Raw genomic sequence first — 20,509 nt, 5'->3', positions numbered from 1 at the left:
TGCCTTTGTATGATGAATGAGCTAGTGGTGTATAACGATAGCAGCGTGCTTCGGTGCGTTGTCGCGTTCGGGCGTCTGCGCTAAGCAGCAGCTGGGAGACGCGAGCGGGAGGAGATGGCGGTGGAAGAACAGCAGCACCAGAGTGCCATTGAGGAACGCGGCCAGCGCCGCCCACGCGTCCAGAAGAACGTGACGCGCGCAATCGCTTCGGACATCTGCGCCGACGTTTTTCCGGTCGGCTCCTATCTGCCGCGTGAGAACGATCTTTGCGAACGCTATGGCGTCAGCCGAACCGTCATTCGCGAAACGCTGAAGGTGCTTGAATCAAAGGGAATGGTCCGTGGACGTTCCCGGGTCGGCACCGTCGTCTGCAACAAGGACGAATGGAACATTCTTGATTCGCAGGTGCTTGAATGGATCGGCGAGCGCATCTTCGAGTTCGACCTCTTGAACTGCATTCTGGAAGCCCGCCGGGCGATCGAGCCAGCGGCGGCGGAGTTTGCCGCCGAACGCGCCACCGTTCAGGAAATCGCCGATCTCGAACGCGCCTGGCAGGCGATGCGTGACGGCGAGCGCGATCTCGTTGGTTTCACCGATGCCGACGTCGCCTTTCACACATGCCTGCTCAAGGCCAGCCACAACCAGGTCTTCTTGCAACTCGTCGGCATTATCCAGGCGGCGCTGAAGTTCTCGCTGCACGCCTCCAACGAAGTCGCCGATCGCCGTGACGAAGCCGTCGACATTCACGGCGAACTGGTCGAGGCGCTGCGCCTGCGCGACAAGGCGCGGGCGCGCGACTGTTCGATGCGCATGCTCGACCTTGCGGCGCGCGACCTCAAGCTTGCCGTCGAACGTCACCGACCCGCCCATACGGCGGGCTGAAATCCTCTCTGAAGCGGCCATCGCCGCCTCGTTGCACCCAGCGGATATCGCACCATGAAAATCACCAAGCTCACCACCTATATCGTTCCGCCACGCTGGCTGTTTCTGAAGATCGAGACGGACGAGGGCATCGTCGGCTGGGGCGAGCCGGTCGTCGAAGGTCGAGCCCTGACGGTGGAAGCCGCGGTTAACGAGCTCTCGGACTACCTGATCGGCAAGGATCCGCTGCTGATCGAAGACCATTGGCAGGTCATGTATCGCGGCGGCTTCTATCGCGGGGGGGCGGTCCATATGTCGGCACTTGCCGGCATCGACCAGGCGCTCTGGGACATCAAGGGCAAGGCCTACGGCCAGCCAATCCACGCGCTGCTCGGCGGACAGGTGCGTGACCGCATCAAGGTCTATTCCTGGATCGGCGGCGACCGTCCGTCCGACGTCGCCAACAATGCGCGCGATGTCGTTGCCCGCGGCTTCAAGGCGATCAAGCTCAATGGTTGCGAGGAGATGCAGATCGTCGACACCTGGGAGAAGGTGGAGAAGGCGGTCGAGACCATCGCAACGATCCGCGAGGCGATCGGCCCGCATATCGGCATCGGCGTCGATTTCCACGGTCGCGTGCATCGGCCGATGGCCAAGGTGCTGGCGAAGGAACTGCAGCCCTTCAACCTGATGTTCATCGAAGAACCGGTGCTTTCGGAAAACCGCGAGGCACTGAAGGAAATCGCCAACCATTGCTCGACGCCGATCGCGCTCGGCGAAAGGCTCTATTCGCGCTGGGATTTCAAGTCGGTGCTTTCAGACGGCTATGCCGACATCCTGCAGCCGGATCTGTCGCATGCCGGCGGCATCACCGAGTGCCGCAAGATCGCGTCGATGGCGGAAGCCTACGACGTGGCACTGGCGCCGCATTGCCCGCTCGGACCGATCGCGCTCGCCGCCTGCCTTCAGGTCGACGCCGTCAGCTACAACGCCTTCATCCAGGAGCAGAGCCTGGGCATCCATTACAATACGGGCAACGACGTCCTCGACTACATCTCCAACAAGGAAGTCTTCCATTACGCAGACGGCTTCGTGTCGATCCCGCAGGGACCGGGCCTCGGCATTGAGGTGGACGAGCAATATGTCATCGAACGCGCGAAGGAAGGCCATCGCTGGCGCAACCCGATCTGGCGCCATGCCGACGGCAGCGTCGCCGAGTGGTGAGGAGCGCGGACATGGCGGGTCGTCTCGAAGGAAAGCGCGTCGTCATCACTGGGGCGGCTCAAGGCATCGGCCTTGCTATTGCCGAGACCTTCCTTGCGGAAGGCGCGAGCCTCTACCTCATCGATCGTGATGGCGGTCTGCTGGCGACCGAGGCCGAACGGCTCCGTGCGACCGGCGGAAAGATCGGCTACACCACGACCGACATCACGGATGCGGATGCCATCGAACACGCGATTGCCACGGCCAGCCGCGAGATCGGCCAGCCGAACGCGCTGGTCAACAATGCCGGCGTCAACGTCTTCTTCGAGCCGCTGAAACTCTCGGATGCCGACTGGCAGCGCTGCTTCGACATCAACCTCAAGGGCGCATGGAACTGCAGCAAGGCCGTGCTGCCGGGCATGATCGCTGCGGGTGGCGGCGTCATCCTCAACATCGCCTCGACCCACGCCTTCACCATCATCCCGCACACCTTCCCCTATCCCGTCGCCAAACATGCGCTTCTCGGCATGACCAAGGCGCTGGGGCTGGAATATGCCGGGCAGGGCTTGCGGGTGAATGCGCTGGCACCCGGCTACGTGCGCACGCAGAAAGCCGTGGAATACTGGAACTCATTTCCCGACCCGGCCGCGGCGGAAGCCGAAACGATGAAGCTTCATCCCGGCGGTCGCATTGCGACGCCGGAGGAAATCGCCAAGGCCGCCCTCTTCATGATTTCGGACGAATGCCCCTTCATGAACGCCACCTGCCTGACGGTCGATGGCGGGGTGAGCGTGCTGCATCATCCCTAAACCGTCGGCTGATGCGCGCGCCTGTATGGCGATCTCTGCTACAGCAGACGGGTAGAGCATCCTTTTTCATTGGAACGGCGCTGGGCACCAGGCGGTTCGGAGACCGAAGCATCACGGCCGCGACCCATCCTCACTTCCACATGGAACGCATCCGGGCGCCGACATCGATGCGGATCTGCTTGGCGCTGCGTTCGCCGACGGCCGCCGAAATCTTCGGCCAGTTCGTCGTCTCGAAGAACTGCAGCAGCGTCGCCGGAATGAAGCGGGTCCGCGATGCGTAGACATGCCGGTCGCCTTGGCTGTTCTGGCCGTAGGTGAAGAACCTTTGCGGCGTCACCAGCGCCAGGTGGTCGCGCGCCCGGGTCATGCCGACATAAAGCAGTCGCCGCTCCTCTTCGAGTTCGGCGGTTGTGCCGACACCAAGATCGGACGGGATGCAGCCGTCGACGACATTGAGCATGAAGACCGAGCGCCATTCCTGTCCCTTGGCAGAATGAATGGTCGACAGGATCAGGTAGTCCTCGTCGAGCAGGGGCACGCCTGCCTGGTCGCTGGTGGCATCCGGCGGATCGAGCGTCAGTTCGGTCAGGAAACGCTCGCGGTTCTGGTAGCCGCCGGCGATCTGCTCGAGTTGCACGAGGTCGGCCTTGCGCGTTTCGGCGTCTTCGTGGATGCGGTCGAGATGCGGTTCGTACCAGGCGCGCGCCGTCGCGATTTCTCCCGGCCATCCCGCGTCGGCTTTCCGCAGAGCGGAAACGAGATCAACGAAGCTCGCCCAATCCTCCCCGGTCTTGGGTGGCGCTGGAATTTCCGCGAGCGCTGCGAGCGGTTCCGGATCGGCGGCGATCGCGTCTAGGATTTTGCCTGCCGTCTGCGGGCCGATCCCGGGCAGCATCTGCAACAGCCGGAAGCCGGCGACGCGGTCACGCGGGTTCTGCGCGAAACGCAAGGTTGCCAGCAGATCCTTGACATGGGCGCTGTCAAGGAACTTGAGACCGCCGAATTTCACGAAGGGAATGTTGCGACGGGTGAGCTCGACTTCGAGCGTGCCGCTGTGGTTGGCGGAGCGAAACAGCACCGCCTGCTGCTTCAGGGCTATGCCGACCTCGCGGTTGGCGAGAACCTGCTCCACGATATAGGCGGCCTGGTCCGCCTCGTCCTTGACGGTGACAAGCTGCGGGCGCTGCTCGGACTGCCTGTCCGTCCAGAGGTTCTTGGTGAACCGTTCCCGCGCAAGCCCGATGACGCCGTTGGCGGCAGCGAGGATCGGCTGCGTCGAGCGATAGTTTTGATCGAGCGTGATGACGTCGGCGGGTTCCGGCGAAAACGCATTCGGGAAATCGAGGATATTGCGGACCGTCGCGGCCCGGAAGGAATAGATCGACTGGGCGTCGTCTCCAACGACGGTCAGGCCTTGGCCCTCGGGCTTGAGCGATAGCAGGATCGAGGCCTGAAGGCGGTTCGTGTCCTGATATTCGTCGACCAGGATATGATCGAAACGACTGCTGATATCCTGCGCCAGCTCCGCGTCGGAAACCATCTGGGCCCAGTAGAGAAGGAGATCGTCGTAATCGAGCACGCTTTGCGCCTGCTTTGCCTCGACATAGCCGGCAAACAGTTCCTTCAATTGCTGTTCCCAGCTCACAGCCCAGGGATACGCGGTCTTCAAGACGTCGATGATCGAGCTTTCCGAGTTCACGACGCGCGAATAGATCGCAAGGCACGTGCCCTTTGTCGGGAAGCGGCTTTCCATCTTGGAGAAGCCGAGCTCGTGGCGGACGAGGTTCATGAGATCGGCGCTGTCTTCGCGATCATGGATGGTGAAATCCGCGCCAAGGCCGATCTGTTCGGCATAGATCCTAAGGATCCGCGCGCCGATCCCGTGGAACGTGCCGGCCCAGGAAAGTGCATCCGTCATGACGGCGGCATTGTCGCCGAGCACCTGGCGGCAGATGCGTCCGACCCGGCGCGTCATTTCAGCGGCGGCACGGCGGGAAAAGGTCATCAGCAGAATGCGACGCGGATCGGCACCATTGACGATCAGATGCCCCACCCTGTGGGCGAGCGTGTTCGTCTTGCCCGACCCGGCGCCGGCAATAATCAGCAAAGGGCCGCCGACCTGGCCTTGCGGCAATCCCACACCATGCACCACCGCCTGGCGCTGGCGGTCATTCAGCTTTTCGAGATAGGCGGCGCTCATACGTGTCCAAGCGTTGTCAGCAAGATTCCCAAAATCTTCGTTCCGTTTCATCTCCTTGAAAGAATTCACGGATTCCGCTTCACGGCGTCAAACTCTTCGCCCGAAGCAGATGACTCGGAACAAAAATGGAACGTATCAGCTTCGATTGCCGCTGGAAACCCGGCTGGCCGGGCTTTCACAGGCTGCTATGCCGCAGAATATCCGGAACATCGAGGAGCGGAGCCGTGGACGGCCGAATTTTCGATCTCGAGAAGCAGATCCGGGGGCTATTGGTCACTGTGTTCGGAAACCTTCGACCTGGCCTTCGGTGCGCCGAACAAGCCAACCCGTCGGTGTTTAGATTGCCCGGGCCACGACCTGCGCAGCGACCGACACCAACAAGGTTGCCAGAGCGACGGCCGTGCCAAATCGTGCGATCTTCATGCGGCGCCCGCGTGCGCCATCCCAATCGTAACCCATCGTGCTCTCCCATAGGCATCATGCCATGGGTCCGATGGTGGGCAAACTTCGTAACAGGGGAGTAAATTTGCGATTGCTACTTCTGCGGGTCGAGCTGGTGCCCTTGGTGAGTGACAAGCAGCATCTCCCGCGCGCGCCGGGCGCGCGCGGGAGTGGAATGAGCGGTTACACGCTCTTGCGCGTGACGAAGCGGGTTTCCAGATAGGCTTCGATCGCCTCGGAGCCGCCTTCCGTGCCGTAGCCGGAATCCTTAATACCGCCGAAGGGCACCTCCGGTAGCGCCAGGCCGAGATGGTTGATGGAGATCATTCCGCTCTCGACTTCGCTTGCGAGGCGATGGGCGCTTCGCTCGGAGCCGGTGAAGGCGTAAGCCGCAAGCCCGAACGGCAGGCGGTTGGCCTCATTGATCGCCTCATCGAGCTCGTTGAAGCGGTTGATGATGGAGACGGGACCGAAGGGTTCGTCATTCATGATACGGGCGCTGACCGGCACGTCGGCAAGCACCGTCGGCTCGAAGAAATAGCCCCGGTTGCCGATACGATGACCGCCGATTGCCAGCCGGCCGCCATGCTCCACGGCATCGGCGACCAGGCTTTCGATCGCGGGGATGCGCCGCTCATTGGCCAGCGGCCCCATGTCGATGCCAGTCTCGAGGCCGTTACCGACCTTGATCTTCCGCGATGCGGCGACAAAACCTTCAAGGAACTGGTCTGCCACCCGTTCCTGGACCAGGAAGCGGGTCGGCGACACGCAGACCTGACCGGCGTTGCGATACTTGCTGCCGGACATGATCGCGACGGCCTGCTCGATGTCGGCGTCCTCGGTGACGATGACAGGGGCATGGCCGCCGAGTTCCATCGTCGCGCGCTTCATGTGCTGGCCGGCGAGTGCCGCCAGCATCTTGCCGACCGGGGTCGAGCCGGTGAAGGACATCTTGCGGATTACCGGATGCGAGATCAGATACTCCGAGATGACCGCCGGCACGCCATAGACGAGGTTGACGACGCCTGCGGGAATACCAGCATCGACGAAGCACCGGATCAGTTCGGCCGGCGATGCCGGTGTTTCCTCGGGTGCCTTCACGATGATCGAGCACCCGGTGGTCAGCGCGGCGGACAGCTTGCGTACGACCTGGTTGATCGGGAAATTCCAGGGCGTGAAAGCGGCGACCGGGCCGACGGGCAGCTTGACGGTCATCTGGGTGACATCGGGCGTGCGCGGCGGAATGATCTGGCCATAGGCGCGCTTTCCCTCCTCGGCAAACCACTCGATGATTTCGGCGGCGCTGAGGATTTCGCCCTTGGACTGGGCCAGCGGCTTGCCCTGTTCCCGCGTCATCAGCCAGGCGATGTCGCCGACACGCTCGCGCAGCAGCGCCGCTGCCGTTCGCATGACCTTTGCCCGGTCGAAAGCCGAGGTCGCACGCCAGACTTGGAAACCTTTTTGGGCGGCGTTCAGCGCTTCATCCAGATCCGCCACTTCTGCCCAGGCCACCTGGCCAATCGTTTCCTCGGTGGCAGGGTCGATGACGGGAATGGTCTTGCCCGCGCGCGCCGGCCGCCAGGTGCCGTCGATATGAAGGAGGATATCGGGATACTGGGTCATGGGGGAACCTTTGAAGATTGACGTCTATCGCTTCGAGTGCAGGACGCGCCGGTGAGGAAAGTGCGAAGGAGCGCGATGCCGATCAGTTGGGCGCTTCCGCCGGCAATATCAAGACGCGATTTGTCAGGAATAGGCGTGTCGGGTTTGAAGCCCGATGGCGATGGGGGATGGGGGCTACCCGCGATGATGTGCTCTGGCGATCGCGCCAGACCTTGAACATTGATCCTTCCAGCAGGCGGAATTCACGGCCGCGTCAGCAGCATCGAGATGCCCTGTCCGACGCCGATGCACATGGTGGCGATCGCACGCTTCGCACCGTGCTCCTCAAGCTCCAATGCTGCCGTCAGCGCCAGGCGTGCTCCTGACATGCCAAGCGGATGGCCGAGCGCGATGGCGCCGCCATTCGGATTGACGTGGGACGCATCGTCGGCAAGTCCGAGCTGCCGCATGCAGGCGAGCGCCTGTGCCGCGAAGGCTTCGTTCAGTTCGACGATATCGATGTCGCCGATATCAAGACGGAGGCGCTCCAGGAGCTTGCGGGTCGAAAACACAGGGCCGATGCCCATGATGCGTGGCGGAACACCCGCCGTTGCCATTCCGTCGACCCGGGCGAGAGGCTTTAGACCGTAGCGTTCGACCGCTTGGCCGGAGGCAAGGATGAGGGCAGCCGCGCCGTCGTTGACGCCGGAGGCGTTGCCGGCCGTTACCGTGCCGTTGGCGCGGAACGGTGTCGGCAGACTGGCGAGCTTCTCGATGGTCGTTTCGCGCGGGTGCTCGTCTTGCTCGACGCATGTCGTCTCGCCCTTGCGTGCCTTGATCGCATAAGGGGCGATTTCGCGGGCGAAACGCCCGCTCTTTTGCGCAGTGGCCGCCCGGGCCTGGCTGCGCAGTGCAAAGCCGTCCTGGTCTTCGCGCGAGATGGAAAACTCGGTCGCGACGTTTTCGGCGGTCTCCGGCATGGAGTCGATGCCGTATTGGGTTTTCATGACAGGATTGACGAAGCGCCAGCCGATCGTCGTGTCATGGATTTCAGTGCTGCGCTGGAACGGGCTTTCGGCCTTGGGCATGACGAAGGGCGCGCGCGACATGCTCTCGACGCCGCCGGCGACGATAATCTCGGCTTCACCCAGTCGGATCGCGCGGGCGGCGTAGCCGACGGCGTCCAGCCCGGAACCGCAGAGCCGGTTGATCGTCGTTCCGGCTGCCGTCTCGGGCAACCCGGCGAGCAAGGCGGCCATGCGCGCGACGTTGCGGTTGTCTTCGCCCGCCTGGTTGGCGCAGCCAAGAACAACCTCATCGATCGCCTCAGTCGGAACGGACGAAACGCGCGCCAGCGCCTCGCGGATCACGTGGGCGGCAAGATCGTCCGGGCGCGCGCTCGACAGCGCGCCGCCATAGCGACCGATGGGCGTGCGGACGCCGCCGACGATATAGGCTTCACCCATGGGATTTGTCCTTGCTTTGCTCGGCTGTAAACATCGGCCCGCCCTTATGCGCGGGAAAGCCGTAGCCGTTGATCAGCACCAGATCGATGTCGCCGGGACGTGCGGCAATGCCTTCCGCCAGCAGGGCCGTTCCCTCGTCGGCCATCGCTTTCAGAAGCCGGCTCATGATCTCGTCCGCGGTGAAATCGCGCGGCGTGATGTTCTTCACCGCCCTTGCGGTGTCGATGATCGCAGTGACCTCGGGATCGACGGTCCGCTTGCCATCGGGATAGGCGTACCAGCCGCGGCCGCTCTTGCGCCCGAGACGCCCCGCTTCGCAAAGCCTGTCGGCGATTTCGACATAACGGGCAGCGGGATCCCGCGTCGCAGCCTGTCGCTTGCGGCGCGCCCAGGCGATATCGAGCCCGGCCATGTCATTGACGGCGAAGATACCCATCGGAAAACCATAGGCCTCGAGCGCGGCGTCGATCTGCTCAGGCAGTGCCCCATCCTCCAGCATGAACTCCGCCTCGCGGCGATAGGCGGAGAAAACTCGGTTGCCGATGAAGCCTTCGGTGACGCCTGAGACGACGGGCAGCTTGCCGAGACGTTTGACGAAGGCAAGCGCGCTCGCCAGCACGTCAGGTGTGGTCTTGGCGCAGTTGACGACTTCGACAAGCCGCATGACGTTGGCGGGCGAGAAGAAATGCAAGCCTACGACCCGCGACGGATCGGCTGCCGCGGCGGCAATCGCATCGGGATCGAGGTAGCTCGTATTGGTCGCGAGGATGGCGCCGGGTGCGACGATGCCGTCGAGCCTCTGAAACAGCTGCGTCTTGACCTGAAGGTCATCGAAGACCGCTTCGATGACGAGGTCGGCTTTCGCGAGGTCTCCGGCCTCCGCGGTCGTCTGCAGTCGCGCGAGGCAGTCGTCGCGGCCGGCCGCAGTCAGCCGTCCGGAGCGCAGGGTCTTGTCGAGGGTCTCGGCGATACGTGCCCGCCCGCTGGCGGCGGCTTCTTCCGTCTGCTCCAGCGCGACCACGCGATAGCCGGAGGTCAAGGCGGAGACGGCGATGCCGGAACCCATCAACCCGGTGCCGACGACACCGACGGTCTCGATCCTGCGCGGCGATACCTTGTCGAGCCCCTCGACCTTGCCGGCGGCACGCTCGGCAAAAAACACGTATCTGAGCGCAGCGGACTCGGTGGAATCGCGCAAACGCAGGAAGGCCGCGCGTTCCTCGCTCAGGCCTTGTTTCAAATCGAGTTCGCCAGCTGCCTTGACGAGGCGAACGGCCTCTGCGGGGGCGGCTTGGCCGCGGGCTTTCGCCAGAACCTTGGCTGCAGCGACGTCCACGGCTGCGGCGTCCGCCGGCGGAACGGCGATCATGCCGGTCCGGTGGAGCGGTTTGGCAGCGCGTTCCTGCACGAAAGCCAGTGCGGCACCTACGGGATCGGCGGCAACGCTGTCGGCAAGGCCAAGCGTCACAGCTTCGGCGGCCTTAACGGCACGCCCGGTTCCGATGAGGTCTATCGCCACGACGATACCGGTCAGACGCGGCAGGCGCTGCGTCCCGCCTGCGCCCGGGACGAGGCCGAGTTTGACTTCGGGGAGGCCGAATGATGCCTTCTCGCCGGCGACGCGGCCATGGCAGGCGAGCGCGAGTTCGCAGCCGCCGCCAAGGGCGGCGCCATTCACTGCGGAGATGACAGGCTTGTCGAAGGTCTCGATGCGCTCGATCACGTCCGGAAGCGTCGGTTCGACCGGTGGTTTGCCGAACTCCCTGATGTCGGCGCCACCGATAAAGGTGCTGCCGGCGCCCGTGATGACCACGCCGCTAATCGTCGGGAGACTGGCCGCATCGTCGAGCGCCGCCATCAGGCGGGAGCGGACATGGGCAGAGAGCGCGTTCACGGGCGGATTGTCGATGGTGACGACCAGAACGCCGCCTTCAATACGAGCGGATACGCTCTCAGAAAATCGGACCTCGGACATGGTGGCAGCCTCAGTCGGGGATGACGGCCGTGGCCTGGATCTCGATCTTTGCGCGGTCCTCGACCAGCGCCACGACCTGCATCGCCGCCATGGCCGGGAAATGCCGGCCGATGATCTCGCGATAGGCCTGGCCGATGCCGCGCAGATTGCCGATATATTCCTGCTTGTCGGTGAAGTACCAGGTCATCGTGGTGATGTGTTGCGGCTCCGCGCCGCCGGCAGCGAGCACAGCGACGACGTTCTTCAGCGTCTGGCGCACCTGCTCGACGAAATCGTCGGTCTCAAACTCGGATTGCGCATTCCAGCCGATCTGGCCGCCGACAAAAACGGTGCGGCCCGTTGCAGCCACGCCGTTGGCGTAGCCGATGGGCTTTGCCCAGCCTTCAGGTTGCAGGATGGTGTGCATCGGTCGTCTCCAGGTGTTGTGTCAGCGCAGCGCGGATGTCGTCCGGCCATGCCAGTGAAGCGTGATTGTCGAGCGAGGTGGCGACGACGCGCTGTTTCGCCGTCCAGAGCACCGTGTCCCTTGCCGAGACCGTATGCTCCATGTCGAGCGACGACCGACCGATGCCGTGGACCTTGAGCGTGAAATCAAGTTCGTCGCCCTGAAAGCCCGGGCGAGTGAAGGTGAGATCGAGGCGCACGGTCGGCACGCCGATCCGCAGCCCGTCGTTCATCGTCTTCCAGGGAAAGCCGAGCGACGCGAAGAAGTCCTCCGTCACCCCGACGAGAATGTTGAGGTAGGACGGGAAATAGGCGATGCCCGAGGGGTCGCAGTCTCCAAAGCGCAGCGGTCTATTGGCCCTAAACATGATCTCGATCTCAGTTCGCGAAGGCGGCGATGCCGGTGATGGCACGACCGAGGATCAGAGCGTGGATGTCGTGCGTGCCTTCGTAGGTGTTGACCACTTCGAGGTTGACGAGATGGCGGGCCACCGGAAACTCGTCCGAAATGCCGTTGCCGCCGAGCATGTCACGGGCAGTCCGGGCGATTTCCAGTGCCTTGCCGCAGGAATTCCGCTTGAGGATCGAGGTCAGCTCGACCGGCGGGTTGCCTTCGTCCTTCATGCGTCCGAGGCGCAGGCATCCCTGCAGGCCAAGGGCAATTTCCGTCGCCATGTCCGCCAGTTTCTTTTGGATCAGCTGGTTGGCGGCGAGCGGCCGGCCGAACTGCTTGCGGTCGATGACGTATTGCCGTGCCGTCTCGTAGCAGGACTCAGCCGCACCGAGGGCGCCCCAGGCGATGCCGAAGCGCGCGGAGTTGAGGCAGGTGAAGGGGCCCTTCAGCCCGGTCACATCGGGCAGCATGTTTTCTTCCGGCACGAACACCTCGTCCATGACGATCTGGCCGGTAATCGATGCCCTGAGACCCACCTTGCCGTGGATCGCCGGCGCGCTGAGCCCCTTCCATCCCTTTTCGAGGATGAAGCCGCGGATCAGACCATCCGCGGTCTTCGCCCAGACGACGAAGACGTCGGCGATCGGCGCATTGGAGATCCAGGTCTTGGAGCCGGAAAGCAGATAGCCGCCATCGACCTTGGTGGCCTTGGTGATCATCGAGCCGGGATCGGAACCATGATCGGGCTCGGTGAGACCGAAGCAGCCGATTTTCGTGCCGGCAATCAGTCCCGGCAGGTATTTGCGTTTCTGGTCCTCGCTGCCGAAGGTATAGATCGGCACGATCACCAGGGAAGACTGGACGCTCATCATCGAGCGGTAGCCGCTGTCGATGCGTTCTACTTCGCGGGCGATCAGACCGTAGGAGACGTAGTTGAGGCCCGCGCCGCCGTGTTCCTCGGAGACCATCGGTCCGAGCAGGCCGAGTTCGCCCATCTCGGCGAAAATCGACGGATCGGTCTTCTCGTGGCGGAAGGCCTCCTGCACGCGCGGCGCCAGTCGGTCTTCGGCAAAACCTTGCGCGGTGCGCCGCACCATGCGTTCTTCTTCGGTCAACTGCGCATCCAGGTTGAATGGATCCTGCCAGTCGAATGACGCCTTCGAACCATGCATGTTCGACATCCCCCTCGTTATCGTCCCGTACCTTTCATCAGCTCGCGGCCGATGATGAGCTTTTGAACCTCGGTCGCGCCCTCGTAGATCCGCAGTGCCCGGATCTCACGATAGAGCCGTTCGGTGATTTCGCCGACGCGCACGCCGCGGCCGCCGAAGAGCTGCAGCGCCTGGTCGATGACCCATTGTGCATTCTCGGTCGCCGTCATCTTGGCCATGGCCGCTTCCCGCGTGGTCGGCCGCTTCTGCACGTCGCGCTGCCATGCCGTGCGGCAGGTCAGAAGGGCGGCGGCGTCGATCGCAGTCGCCATCTCGCCGAGCGTGCTTTGCGCTGTCGGCAAATCGGCAAGGGTTGCGCCGAACATCTTGCGGTTCTTTGCATGCGCCACTGCCTCGTCGAGCGCCCGGCGGGCAAAGCCTGTTGCGGCGGCCGCGACGGAGGGGCGGAAGATGTCGAGCGTGCGCATGGCGATCTTGAAGCCTTCGCCGGGGCTTCCGAGAAGCTGCGACGCCGGGATGCGGCAATTGTCGAAGCGAAGCCGGGCAAGCGGATGCGGCGCAATGGTCTCGATGCGCTCGGCGATCGTGAAACCCGGCGTGTCGGCGAAGACCACAAAGGCGGAAATGCCGCGCGTGCCGGGCGCTTCGCCGGTGCGGGCAAAGACGGTGTAGACGTCGGCGATGCCGCCGTTCGAGATCCAGGTTTTCTCGCCATCGAGCACGAAATGATCGCCCTCGCGTCGCGCACCACAGGCCATCGCTGCGACATCCGAGCCAGCCTCGGGTTCGGAAAGCGCAAAGGCGGAAATCCACTCGCCGCGGCTGACCTTGGGCAGGACGGCCTGCTTCAGTGCCTCGGAACCGGAAAGGCTGATCGCGCCGGTGCCAAGCCCCTGCATGGCGAAGGCGAAATCGGCAAGACCGTCGGTATAGGCAAGCGTTTCGCGGATGAGGCAGAGCGACCGGCTATCGATCTCCTCGCTTGCGCCGCCAAATGCTTTCGGCACGCAATGGCGAAGCACGCCTGCGGCGCCAAGGGCGCTGACGAGGTGTTTGCACGCGGCATCGGCATTTGCGTGATCGATCTCGCCGAGGCCGCCACGGGATACGAAGTCATCCAGCTCCGTAGCAAACGCACGATGACCATCGTCGAAGAACGGCCAGTCGAGATGGTCGCGGGTTGGTGGGCGCAAAGCCGTGTCACGGGAACTCATGCTCAATTCCCTTTGAATTCCGGCTTCGCCTTGGCGGCAAAGGCCTCGAAGGCGCGGCGGAAATCGCCGGTCGCCATGCAGATCGCCTGGGCCTGGGCTTCCGATTCGATCAGCTGGTCGATGCCCATCGCCCATTCCTGGTCGAGCATCTTCTTTGTCATCGCATGGGCGAACCAGGGGCCATCGGCGATGGTGCGTGCGAATTTCTGCGCCTCGGCAAGCAGCGACGCACGCTCGTGCAGGGCGTTGTAGAAGCCCCAGGCATGACCCTCGGGCGCGGTCATGACCCGGCCGGTGAAGAGCAGTTCGGCGGCGCGGCCTTGGCCGATGATGCGGGGAAGAATGCCGCAGGCGCCCATGTCTGCACCCGCGAGCCCAACGCGCGTGAAGAGAAAGGCGGTCTTCGCTTCCGGCGTCGCGACGCGGAAATCGGAAGCCATCGCCAAGATAGCCCCGGCGCCGGCGCAAATTCCGTCCACGGCCGCGATCACGGGTTGGGGGCAGGCGCGGATCTGGCGCACCAGTTCGCCGGTCATGCGGGTGAAATCCAAGAGGTCCGGCATCGACATGCGCGTCAGCGGCTCGATGATTTCGAAGACGTCGCCGCCGGAGGAGAAGTTGTCGCTGGCGCCGGTCAGCACCACGGCGCGCACGTCGCTGGCGCGGGCAAGCGACCGGAAGAGGTCGCAAAGCTCCTCGTAGCTCTCGAAGGTCAGCGGGTTCTTCTTTTCCGGACGGTTGAGCGTGATCGTCGCGACCCGGCCGTCCGCGTCCGTTTCGAACAGGAAGTGCTTGGCCTTGTAGTCCTTAAAGGCGCGCTTCTTGGCCTGCATCGGGTTTGTCATCTCTATCCTCCGAGAACTTCGCCACCGGCAACGGCGATCGCCTGGCCGGTGATTGCGGTCGCTCTTTCCGACACCAGCCAGGAGACCGTGTCTGCCACCTCATCCGGGGTCACCAGGCGCCCTTGCGGATTGGAACGGGCAAGGCTGGCACGTGCCTCCTCGCGCGAACGACCGGTCTTCTCGCTGATCGTGTCGAGTGCGCCATCGATCAGCGGCGTGTCGGTGAAACCCGGGCAGACGGCATTGACGGTCACGTCGGTTCGCGCCAGCTCGAGTGCCAGAGCGCGCGTCAGCCCGACGACGCCGTGCTTCGATGCGCAATAGGCAGATACATAGGCATAGCCGGTGAGGCCCGCCGTGCTTGCGACATTGACGATGCGGCCGTTGCCGGCCCGGCGCACGGAGGCAAGGGCTGCCTGCGTTACGAGAAAGACGCCGGTGAGGTTGATCGAGATTACCCGCTGCCAGAGCGCGAGATCGGTCTTCTCGAACGGCGCCGAGGGCGCTTCGCCGGCGCAGTTGACGAGAACGGCGATCTCTCCGCTCTTGGCAATCGCAGCCGCAATGCCTTGCTCGATGGCGGACGGGTCGGTCACGTCAAACCCATGGTGGACGTGGGCTTCGCCGCCCGATGAGAGAATCTCTGCTCGCACGGCTTCCAGCGGTGCTGCGCGTCGCCCGGCAAGGCTGACGATATGGCCGTCGGCGGCAAGCGCAAGCGCGATCGCCTTGCCGATCCCGCTGCCCGCGCCTGTGACAAGGGCGTGCCTCTTGCTCATGGCTTGCCCGCCGTCGTTGCCGCACGCGCCAGATTGTTCACATATTGCGCGCGGGCGGAGTGGTACTGCTTGGGCCAGGGCTGATCGTCATAGCCGATCTTTGCCGCCTCATGCATGACGAAGGATGGGTCGGCCAGATGCGGGCGGGCAATCGCGCAGAGGTCGGCGCGACCGGCAGCGATGATGGAATTGGCGTGGTCGGCCTCGGATATCGCCCCGACGGCAATCGTCGCGACCTGGATCTCGTTGCGGATCTTGTCGGAAAAGGGTGTCTGGAACAGGCGGCCGTAGACCGGCTTTTCCTCTTTCACCACCTGACCGGAGGAGCAGTCGATCATGTCGGCGCCGGCCTCCTTGAACAGGCGGGCAAAGATCGCCGCGTCCTCGGGCGTGTTGCCGCCTTCGTGCCAGTCATGCGTCGAAAGGCGCACCGACATCGGCCGATCCTCGGGCCAGGCCTTGCGGACCGCATGGAACACCTCGAGTGGGAAGCGGGCGCGAGCCGCATGGTCGCCGCCATATTCGTCCGTGCGAAGGTTGGTGAGCGGCGACAGGAAGCTCGACAGCAGGTAGCCGTGCGCCACGTGCAGTTCGAGGATGTCGAAGCCGAGATCGCGGGCCCGTTCGGTAGCGTGCACGAAGTCCGCGATGACGCGGTCCATGTCGGCACGCGTCATTTCGCGCGGCGTGTCCGAATGCTTGAGATAGGGCAGGGCAGACGCCGAGATGAGCGGCCAGGCGCCTTCGCTCAAGGGCTGGTCGATGCCCTCCCAGGCGAGCTTGGTTGCGCCCTTGCGTCCGGCGTGGCCGAGCTGGATGCCGATCTTGGCGGGTGTCTGCTGGTGCACGAAATCGACGATCCGCTTGAAGGCATGCGCCTGCTCGTCGTTCCAGAGACCGAGGCATCCGGGCGTGATGCGGGCATCGGCCGATACGCAGGTCATTTCCGGGAAAACGAGAGCGGCGCCCCCCATGGCGCGCGCGCCGAGATGCACCAAGTGGAAATCGTTCGGCACGCCATCGGTCGCCGAATACATCGCCATCGGCGAAACGACGATGCGGTTCTTCAGCGTCAGGCCGCGGAGCTTGAACGGCGTGAACATCGGCGGCGGGACCGTGCCGTTTGCGGCCGGCTCGACGCCGGCGCGTTCGGCAAACCAGCGCTCGAAGCCTTCAAGCCAGTCCTTGTCGCGGAGGCGAAGGTTCTCGTGGCTGATGCGTTGCGAGCGGGTCAGCATCGAATACATGAACTGCTCGGGCTCCAGCGTATCGGCATAACGCGTGCCGGCGACTTCGAACCACTCCATGGCATTGCGGGCCGCATTCTGGATGCGGGCGACATCGACCCGGCGTACCTCCTCGTAAGCAGCGAGAACGGCGGGGATATTGGCCTTGTCGTGGCCGAGAATGTCGAACTGCCGGGTGAGCTCGATGGCGTCGTCGATCGCAAGCTTGGTGCCTGAGCCGATGGCGAAATGGGCTGTATGGGCGCTATCGCCCATCAGAACGACGTGGCTGCGGCCGTTGAAATGGCTCCACTTCTCGCAGATCAGCCGACCGAAATTCAGCCAGGCCGAGCCACGCAAATGGCGCGCATTGGTCATCAGCTTGTGGCCGTCGAGGGTCCCGGCAAAGAGCTTTTCGCAGAATTCGATCGACTGCTGCTGGTCCATCTGGTCGAGACCATGGGCCCTAAAGACGTCATCGGTGGTCTCGACGATGAAGGTCGAGGTGTTTTCGTCGAAGCGGTAGATGTGCGCCTGGAACCAGCCATGTTCGGTGCGCTGGAAATCGAAGGTGAAGGCGTCGAACTGTTTGTTCGTGCCGAGCCAGACATAGCGGTTCGGCCGAACGACCATATCGGGCTGGAATACGTCGGCGTATCTGTTGCGGATGCGCGAATTGACGCCGTCGGAGGCGATGATCAGATCCGCGTCGGCGAACTGCTCGTCGCTCTCGACATCCTGCTCGAACACCAGTTCGACGCCGAGTTCGAGGCAGCGCTCCTGAAGGATGTTGAGCATCTTCTTGCGGCCGATGCCGACGAAGCCGTGGCCGGTCGTCCTGATCTTGCGGCCCTTGAAGACCAGCTCGATATCGTCCCAATGGTTGAAGGAGATCTCGATCGCCTCGGCTGTCTCCGGATCCCATTGGCGCATCGATTGCATGGTTGCGTCCGAGAAGACGACGCCCCAGCCGAAGGTGTCGAAGGCGCGGTTCCGCTCGACCACGGTTACGTGGTGTTCCGGGTGCTGGCGCTTCATCAGCAGCGCGAAATAGAGCCCGGCTGGCCCGCCACCGATACAGACGATCCGCATGTCGTTCTCCTCCCGAGTTCCGGCTGCGTGGGTCGCTGTCGAGATGCCGTTGGCCGTCATCCCGGACTGCTGGGAACAAGGTGGACTCGTTCGGGAGAAATTTCAAGCTTAAAATTGTTTTGGGTCGACGTGATGCCTATACGCGCGTTCAGACGACGGCGCGTGGTCATCACGCCGCTCTATGCTCTTGGGAAAAGGGAAGAGTGTTGCCCTCAGGAGTTGCGGGCCAGGGAAGCGATAACGGACCGCTTGAGCTTGGCAAGCTCGTCCATCAGCACGCCACCGTCCTGCGGTGAAACACCCGCGAACAGGTCGGAGATCCAATCGGCATGGGTTGCTGCCATCTTCTCGAATTCGGCGCGGCCGAAGGGGGTCAACGCGATGACCTGCACGCGGCGATCCGTCGGGAGCGTCGTGCGGCTGATGTGGCCGCTCTCGGTCAAGCGCTCCACCAGCACCGTAATGTTGCCGGGCGAAACCATCATGCGCTTCGAAACTTCGCCCAGCACCATGCCGTCAGGGGCGCGTTCGAGCTGGGCCATCAGGTCGAAGCGCGGCAAGGTCGAATCGAATTCTTCCCGAAGCCGGCGACGAATCTCGCTCTCGACCAGCGTCGAGCAGGTCAGCAGGCGCAGCCAGAGCCTGAGCTCGGCGCGGTGATCGCCTGGAGCTTCGAGCGCCTTGGTCTCGCCATCCACCCATTCCGGCGAAGTATCGAACTTGTCTTCACCCATCATTGCAAACGCCCGCTTCTTTTCCTGCGCCTTGGCAGGCACTTCCCTGTCTCTTTGCTTTTTAGAGACGTTTCCGGCTCTTGGACAGGCTGTCACGCGCCGTCATTTGGACGCATGCCGCGGCAACAGCGCTGCAGGGCGGCCGCCATCTTCGGACTGGTCGTAGACATTGACCGTAAAGCCGATGTGGTCGGTCATCAGCTTTCGGGCGCGGTCGACGTCGCGGTCGAGTGCGGCCTCCATCAATTCCGTATGATGCTCTATCGCCATCGCGTCCTGCAAGGCGGCAACCGCTTCCTCGTAGCCCTCGCTCATCCCTGCCGCAGCGCGCAGTGTGGGGGCAAGGCTCAGGAATCGGTGGTGGCGGCGGAGCTGGTCGGAGATCGTCGCCTGGAAGCGGGAAAGCCAGCTCGATCTCGCCGCACCGATCAGCGCGGTGTGAAAGGCGGCATGCTTCTCGTCCCACTCGTCGATCTCGCTTTCGGAGACGTTTTCGACGGCAATCTTGCAGCGCGACAAGCGATAGTGGGCGGTGACGACGGCGGACTCCCATGCGCTGTCACCATTTTCGATCGACTCGATGAGCAGCGGAATTTCGACGACCTGCCGCGCTCGGGTGAGGTCGTCGAGCGCCTCTCGCGAGACCGGCGCGACGGCAAAGCCGCGATTGCTGATGGCCGTGACAAGACCCTCCGCTTCCAGCCGCGACAGCGCTTCGCGCAGAGGCGTCCAGCCGATCCCGTAGCTTTCGCGCAGCGCGCTCAGCTTCATCGGTGCGCCGGGCTGCAGCCGCGTCGCCAGAATGTCGCGGCGGAGCAACCGGTAGGCCGATTCGGTTTTGGTCGACTGTTCGTGGTCTTGCATCAAGTTCCCTTAACGCCCGCATCGGATCGCAACAATTATATATAGTTCTGCGGCTCAGATGAAAATATATATATTTATTTGACAAGACCTCCGACCGTCGCCATCATCCACGCACGCCGCCGAGGAGGGCGGTAACGCTCGTCAAATTCTGGGAGGGATGTATGAGCAGGCTTAAGAGCACTTGGCTTTCGGGGTTGGTCGTCGCCGGCGCAATGGCGTGGGGGCTGGGAACGGCTGCCGCTGATCCGATCCGCATCGGCATCGCCAACTTCGGCGAACATCCACAACTGAGCGCGTCGATCGCCGGCTTCAAGAAGGCGCTGGCTGAAAACGGCTTCGTCGAAGGCAGCGACGTCGTCTACACCGAGAGCCACACCAATTTCGACGCCTCGCTGGTTCCGCAGATGATTGCCAAGCTGCAGGCCGAACAGCCGAAACTGATCTACACCATCACCACGCCGGTCTCGCAGATCGCCAAGAAGGCGCTCGCCGGCTCCGGCATCCCGGTTGTCTTTTCTGCCGTCACCGATCCGGTGGCCGCCAAGCTCGTTCCGTCCTGGGAGGCCGGTGACGAGGGGATGACCGGTGCGACGGACCTTCAGGACGTTGGCGCCGTGATGGCCTTTACCCGCAAGCTGCTGCCCGAAGCCAAGCGCTTCGGCGTGCCCTATAACCCGGGCGAGGCGAACGACACGGCGCTGCTCGACAAGATCAAGGAAGCCGCACCTGCCGCCGGCTTCGAAGTCGTCGCTGTCGGCGTCGACAACGTCAACGACATTCAGCAGCGCATCGCCTCCTTCGCCGGCAAGGCCGACGTGATCTACACGCCCGCATCCAACCTGCTGCAGCCGGCAATCGGTGCCGTTTCTGCGGCGGCACGCCAGGCAGAGATCCCGATCGTCAATTCCGACGATGGCGCCGTCCGCGATGGCGTCGTGCCGGCAAGCTTTGCCGTCAACTACGAGCAGGTCGGCGTCAATGCCGGCAAGATCGCTGCGGAAATCCTCAAAGGCAAGGACCCGAAGGCCATCGCGCCGTCGCGCCCGAGCTATGAAGACCACGCGCCGCTGATCTCGAAAAAGGCGACGGCCGCCTTCGGCATCGAAGTGCCGGCAGCGCTCGCCACCGACTGCAGCTGCGTCGTCGACTGATCTCCAATTGGTCTCAACAGTGGCGGCGCCGGGAGCG

General features: G+C 63.5%; 18 protein-coding genes. 4 read left to right on the top strand and 14 right to left on the bottom strand.

The genetic code is table 11. The annotated features are described in order from the left end of the window. The first annotated feature begins 120 nt into the window (after nt 1–120). The 3 genes from ACN9MO_RS27140 to ACN9MO_RS27130 are packed head-to-tail and all read left to right on the top strand — an operon-like array spanning nt 121 to nt 2,873. The gene (locus ACN9MO_RS27140; protein ID WP_057255538.1) at nt 121–882 is read left to right on the top strand and encodes a FadR/GntR family transcriptional regulator; all 762 of its coding nucleotides are present in this window, start codon (nt 121–123) and stop codon (nt 880–882) included. A 54-nt stretch (nt 883–936) separates the two neighbouring features. Then, on the top strand, nt 937–2,085 hold the full coding sequence (gene dgoD / locus ACN9MO_RS27135; protein ID WP_425987159.1) for a galactonate dehydratase: 1,149 nt from the start codon (nt 937–939) through the stop codon (nt 2,083–2,085). 11 nt (nt 2,086–2,096) lie between these two features. After that, nucleotides 2,097–2,873: an SDR family oxidoreductase gene (locus tag ACN9MO_RS27130; protein ID WP_112996503.1), complete on the top strand. Its 777-nt coding sequence runs from the start codon at nt 2,097–2,099 to the stop codon at nt 2,871–2,873. A gap of 130 nt (nt 2,874–3,003) precedes the next feature. On the opposite strand, the gene ACN9MO_RS27125 is transcribed toward ACN9MO_RS27130, so the two are convergent. From ACN9MO_RS27125 to ACN9MO_RS27060, 14 genes are all read right to left on the bottom strand, one after another. Continuing rightward, nucleotides 3,004–5,073 carry an ATP-dependent helicase gene (locus ACN9MO_RS27125; RefSeq protein WP_057255213.1) on the bottom strand — a complete coding sequence of 690 codons (2,070 nt, stop codon included), beginning with the start codon at nt 5,071–5,073 and terminating at the stop codon, nt 3,004–3,006. 336 nt (nt 5,074–5,409) lie between these two features. Continuing rightward, a complete protein-coding gene (locus ACN9MO_RS27120; protein WP_255571072.1) occupies nt 5,410–5,532 on the bottom strand; it encodes a hypothetical protein in 123 nt (40 codons plus the stop codon). Between the two features lie 165 nt (nt 5,533–5,697). Then, nucleotides 5,698–7,137, bottom strand: coding sequence for an NAD-dependent succinate-semialdehyde dehydrogenase (locus tag ACN9MO_RS27115; protein WP_113132544.1), 1,440 nt, complete (start codon nt 7,135–7,137; stop codon nt 5,698–5,700). Between the two features lie 242 nt (nt 7,138–7,379). Beyond that, nucleotides 7,380–8,582, bottom strand: coding sequence for a 3-oxoadipyl-CoA thiolase (pcaF, locus tag ACN9MO_RS27110; protein ID WP_057255215.1), 1,203 nt, complete (start codon nt 8,580–8,582; stop codon nt 7,380–7,382). Then, on the bottom strand, nt 8,575–10,557 hold the full coding sequence (locus ACN9MO_RS27105) for a 3-hydroxyacyl-CoA dehydrogenase NAD-binding domain-containing protein (protein ID WP_113132545.1): 1,983 nt from the start codon (nt 10,555–10,557) through the stop codon (nt 8,575–8,577). The genes pcaF and ACN9MO_RS27105 overlap by 8 nt, the downstream gene beginning before the upstream one ends. Before the next feature lie 10 nt (nt 10,558–10,567). After that, a complete protein-coding gene (locus ACN9MO_RS27100; RefSeq protein WP_057255217.1) occupies nt 10,568–10,963 on the bottom strand; it encodes a RidA family protein in 396 nt (131 codons plus the stop codon). Then, nucleotides 10,941–11,372, bottom strand: a complete 432-nt coding sequence (locus tag ACN9MO_RS27095) for an acyl-CoA thioesterase (protein ID WP_113132616.1) — start codon at nt 11,370–11,372, stop codon at nt 10,941–10,943. Before ACN9MO_RS27095 ends, ACN9MO_RS27100 begins: the two co-directional genes overlap by 23 nt. Before the next feature lie 7 nt (nt 11,373–11,379). After that, nucleotides 11,380–12,567, bottom strand: a complete 1,188-nt coding sequence (locus tag ACN9MO_RS27090) for an acyl-CoA dehydrogenase (RefSeq protein ID WP_113132617.1) — start codon at nt 12,565–12,567, stop codon at nt 11,380–11,382. 17 nt (nt 12,568–12,584) lie between these two features. Next, entirely contained in the window at nt 12,585–13,781 is a 1,197-nt protein-coding gene (locus tag ACN9MO_RS27085) for an acyl-CoA dehydrogenase family protein (RefSeq protein WP_113132546.1), read from the bottom strand. A 2-nt stretch (nt 13,782–13,783) separates the two neighbouring features. Then, nucleotides 13,784–14,626, bottom strand: coding sequence for an enoyl-CoA hydratase family protein (locus tag ACN9MO_RS27080; RefSeq protein WP_057255219.1), 843 nt, complete (start codon nt 14,624–14,626; stop codon nt 13,784–13,786). Nucleotides 14,627–14,628: 2 nt separating this feature from the next. Then, nucleotides 14,629–15,405, bottom strand: a complete 777-nt coding sequence (locus ACN9MO_RS27075) for an SDR family NAD(P)-dependent oxidoreductase (protein WP_057255220.1) — start codon at nt 15,403–15,405, stop codon at nt 14,629–14,631. Further along, the gene (locus ACN9MO_RS27070) at nt 15,402–17,723 is read right to left on the bottom strand and encodes a bifunctional salicylyl-CoA 5-hydroxylase/oxidoreductase (protein WP_113132547.1); all 2,322 of its coding nucleotides are present in this window, start codon (nt 17,721–17,723) and stop codon (nt 15,402–15,404) included. The genes ACN9MO_RS27075 and ACN9MO_RS27070 overlap by 4 nt, the downstream gene beginning before the upstream one ends. Nucleotides 17,724–17,935: 212 nt before the next feature. Next, the gene (locus ACN9MO_RS27065; protein WP_057255541.1) at nt 17,936–18,457 is read right to left on the bottom strand and encodes a MarR family winged helix-turn-helix transcriptional regulator; all 522 of its coding nucleotides are present in this window, start codon (nt 18,455–18,457) and stop codon (nt 17,936–17,938) included. 102 nt (nt 18,458–18,559) lie between these two features. Beyond that, the gene (locus tag ACN9MO_RS27060) at nt 18,560–19,321 is read right to left on the bottom strand and encodes a GntR family transcriptional regulator (protein WP_057255222.1); all 762 of its coding nucleotides are present in this window, start codon (nt 19,319–19,321) and stop codon (nt 18,560–18,562) included. A 161-nt stretch (nt 19,322–19,482) separates the two neighbouring features. Here ACN9MO_RS27060 and ACN9MO_RS27055 point away from each other — a divergent pair, with 161 nt between their 5' ends. After that, nucleotides 19,483–20,472 carry an ABC transporter substrate-binding protein gene (locus tag ACN9MO_RS27055; RefSeq protein WP_113132548.1) on the top strand — a complete coding sequence of 330 codons (990 nt, stop codon included), beginning with the start codon at nt 19,483–19,485 and terminating at the stop codon, nt 20,470–20,472. Nucleotides 20,473–20,509 lie beyond the last annotated feature (37 nt).

Source organism: Ensifer sp. R-19 (genome assembly GCF_049905105.1).
In the GTDB taxonomy this organism is placed as follows: Bacteria; Pseudomonadota; Alphaproteobacteria; order Rhizobiales; family Rhizobiaceae; genus Ensifer.
Note: the sequence above shows the minus strand (reverse complement) of the source record. Positions and strands in the feature narration are given on the sequence as shown.

Bases quoted from the DNA above. Each gene is read 5' to 3' on its own strand.
- dgoD (WP_425987159.1), top strand. From the start codon at position 937: ATGAAAATCACCAAGCTCACCACCTATATCGTTCCGCCACGCTGGCTG.
- ACN9MO_RS27125 (WP_057255213.1), bottom strand. From the start codon at position 5,073: ATGAGCGCCGCCTATCTCGAAAAGCTGAATGACCGCCAGCGCCAGGCG.
- ACN9MO_RS27070 (WP_113132547.1), bottom strand. From the start codon at position 17,723: ATGCGGATCGTCTGTATCGGTGGCGGGCCAGCCGGGCTCTATTTCGCG.
- ACN9MO_RS27055 (WP_113132548.1), top strand. From the start codon at position 19,483: ATGAGCAGGCTTAAGAGCACTTGGCTTTCGGGGTTGGTCGTCGCCGGC.
- ACN9MO_RS27115 (WP_113132544.1), bottom strand. From the start codon at position 7,137: ATGACCCAGTATCCCGATATCCTCCTTCATATCGACGGCACCTGGCGG.
- ACN9MO_RS27120 (WP_255571072.1), bottom strand. From the start codon at position 5,532: ATGGGTTACGATTGGGATGGCGCACGCGGGCGCCGCATGAAGATCGCA.
- ACN9MO_RS27060 (WP_057255222.1), bottom strand. From the start codon at position 19,321: ATGCAAGACCACGAACAGTCGACCAAAACCGAATCGGCCTACCGGTTG.
- ACN9MO_RS27130 (WP_112996503.1), top strand. From the start codon at position 2,097: ATGGCGGGTCGTCTCGAAGGAAAGCGCGTCGTCATCACTGGGGCGGCT.
- ACN9MO_RS27090 (WP_113132617.1), bottom strand. From the start codon at position 12,567: ATGCATGGTTCGAAGGCGTCATTCGACTGGCAGGATCCATTCAACCTG.
- pcaF (WP_057255215.1), bottom strand. From the start codon at position 8,582: ATGGGTGAAGCCTATATCGTCGGCGGCGTCCGCACGCCCATCGGTCGC.
- ACN9MO_RS27100 (WP_057255217.1), bottom strand. From the start codon at position 10,963: ATGCACACCATCCTGCAACCTGAAGGCTGGGCAAAGCCCATCGGCTAC.
- ACN9MO_RS27080 (WP_057255219.1), bottom strand. From the start codon at position 14,626: ATGACAAACCCGATGCAGGCCAAGAAGCGCGCCTTTAAGGACTACAAG.
- ACN9MO_RS27105 (WP_113132545.1), bottom strand. From the start codon at position 10,557: ATGTCCGAGGTCCGATTTTCTGAGAGCGTATCCGCTCGTATTGAAGGC.
- ACN9MO_RS27075 (WP_057255220.1), bottom strand. From the start codon at position 15,405: ATGAGCAAGAGGCACGCCCTTGTCACAGGCGCGGGCAGCGGGATCGGC.
- ACN9MO_RS27085 (WP_113132546.1), bottom strand. From the start codon at position 13,781: ATGAGTTCCCGTGACACGGCTTTGCGCCCACCAACCCGCGACCATCTC.
- ACN9MO_RS27065 (WP_057255541.1), bottom strand. From the start codon at position 18,457: ATGGGTGAAGACAAGTTCGATACTTCGCCGGAATGGGTGGATGGCGAG.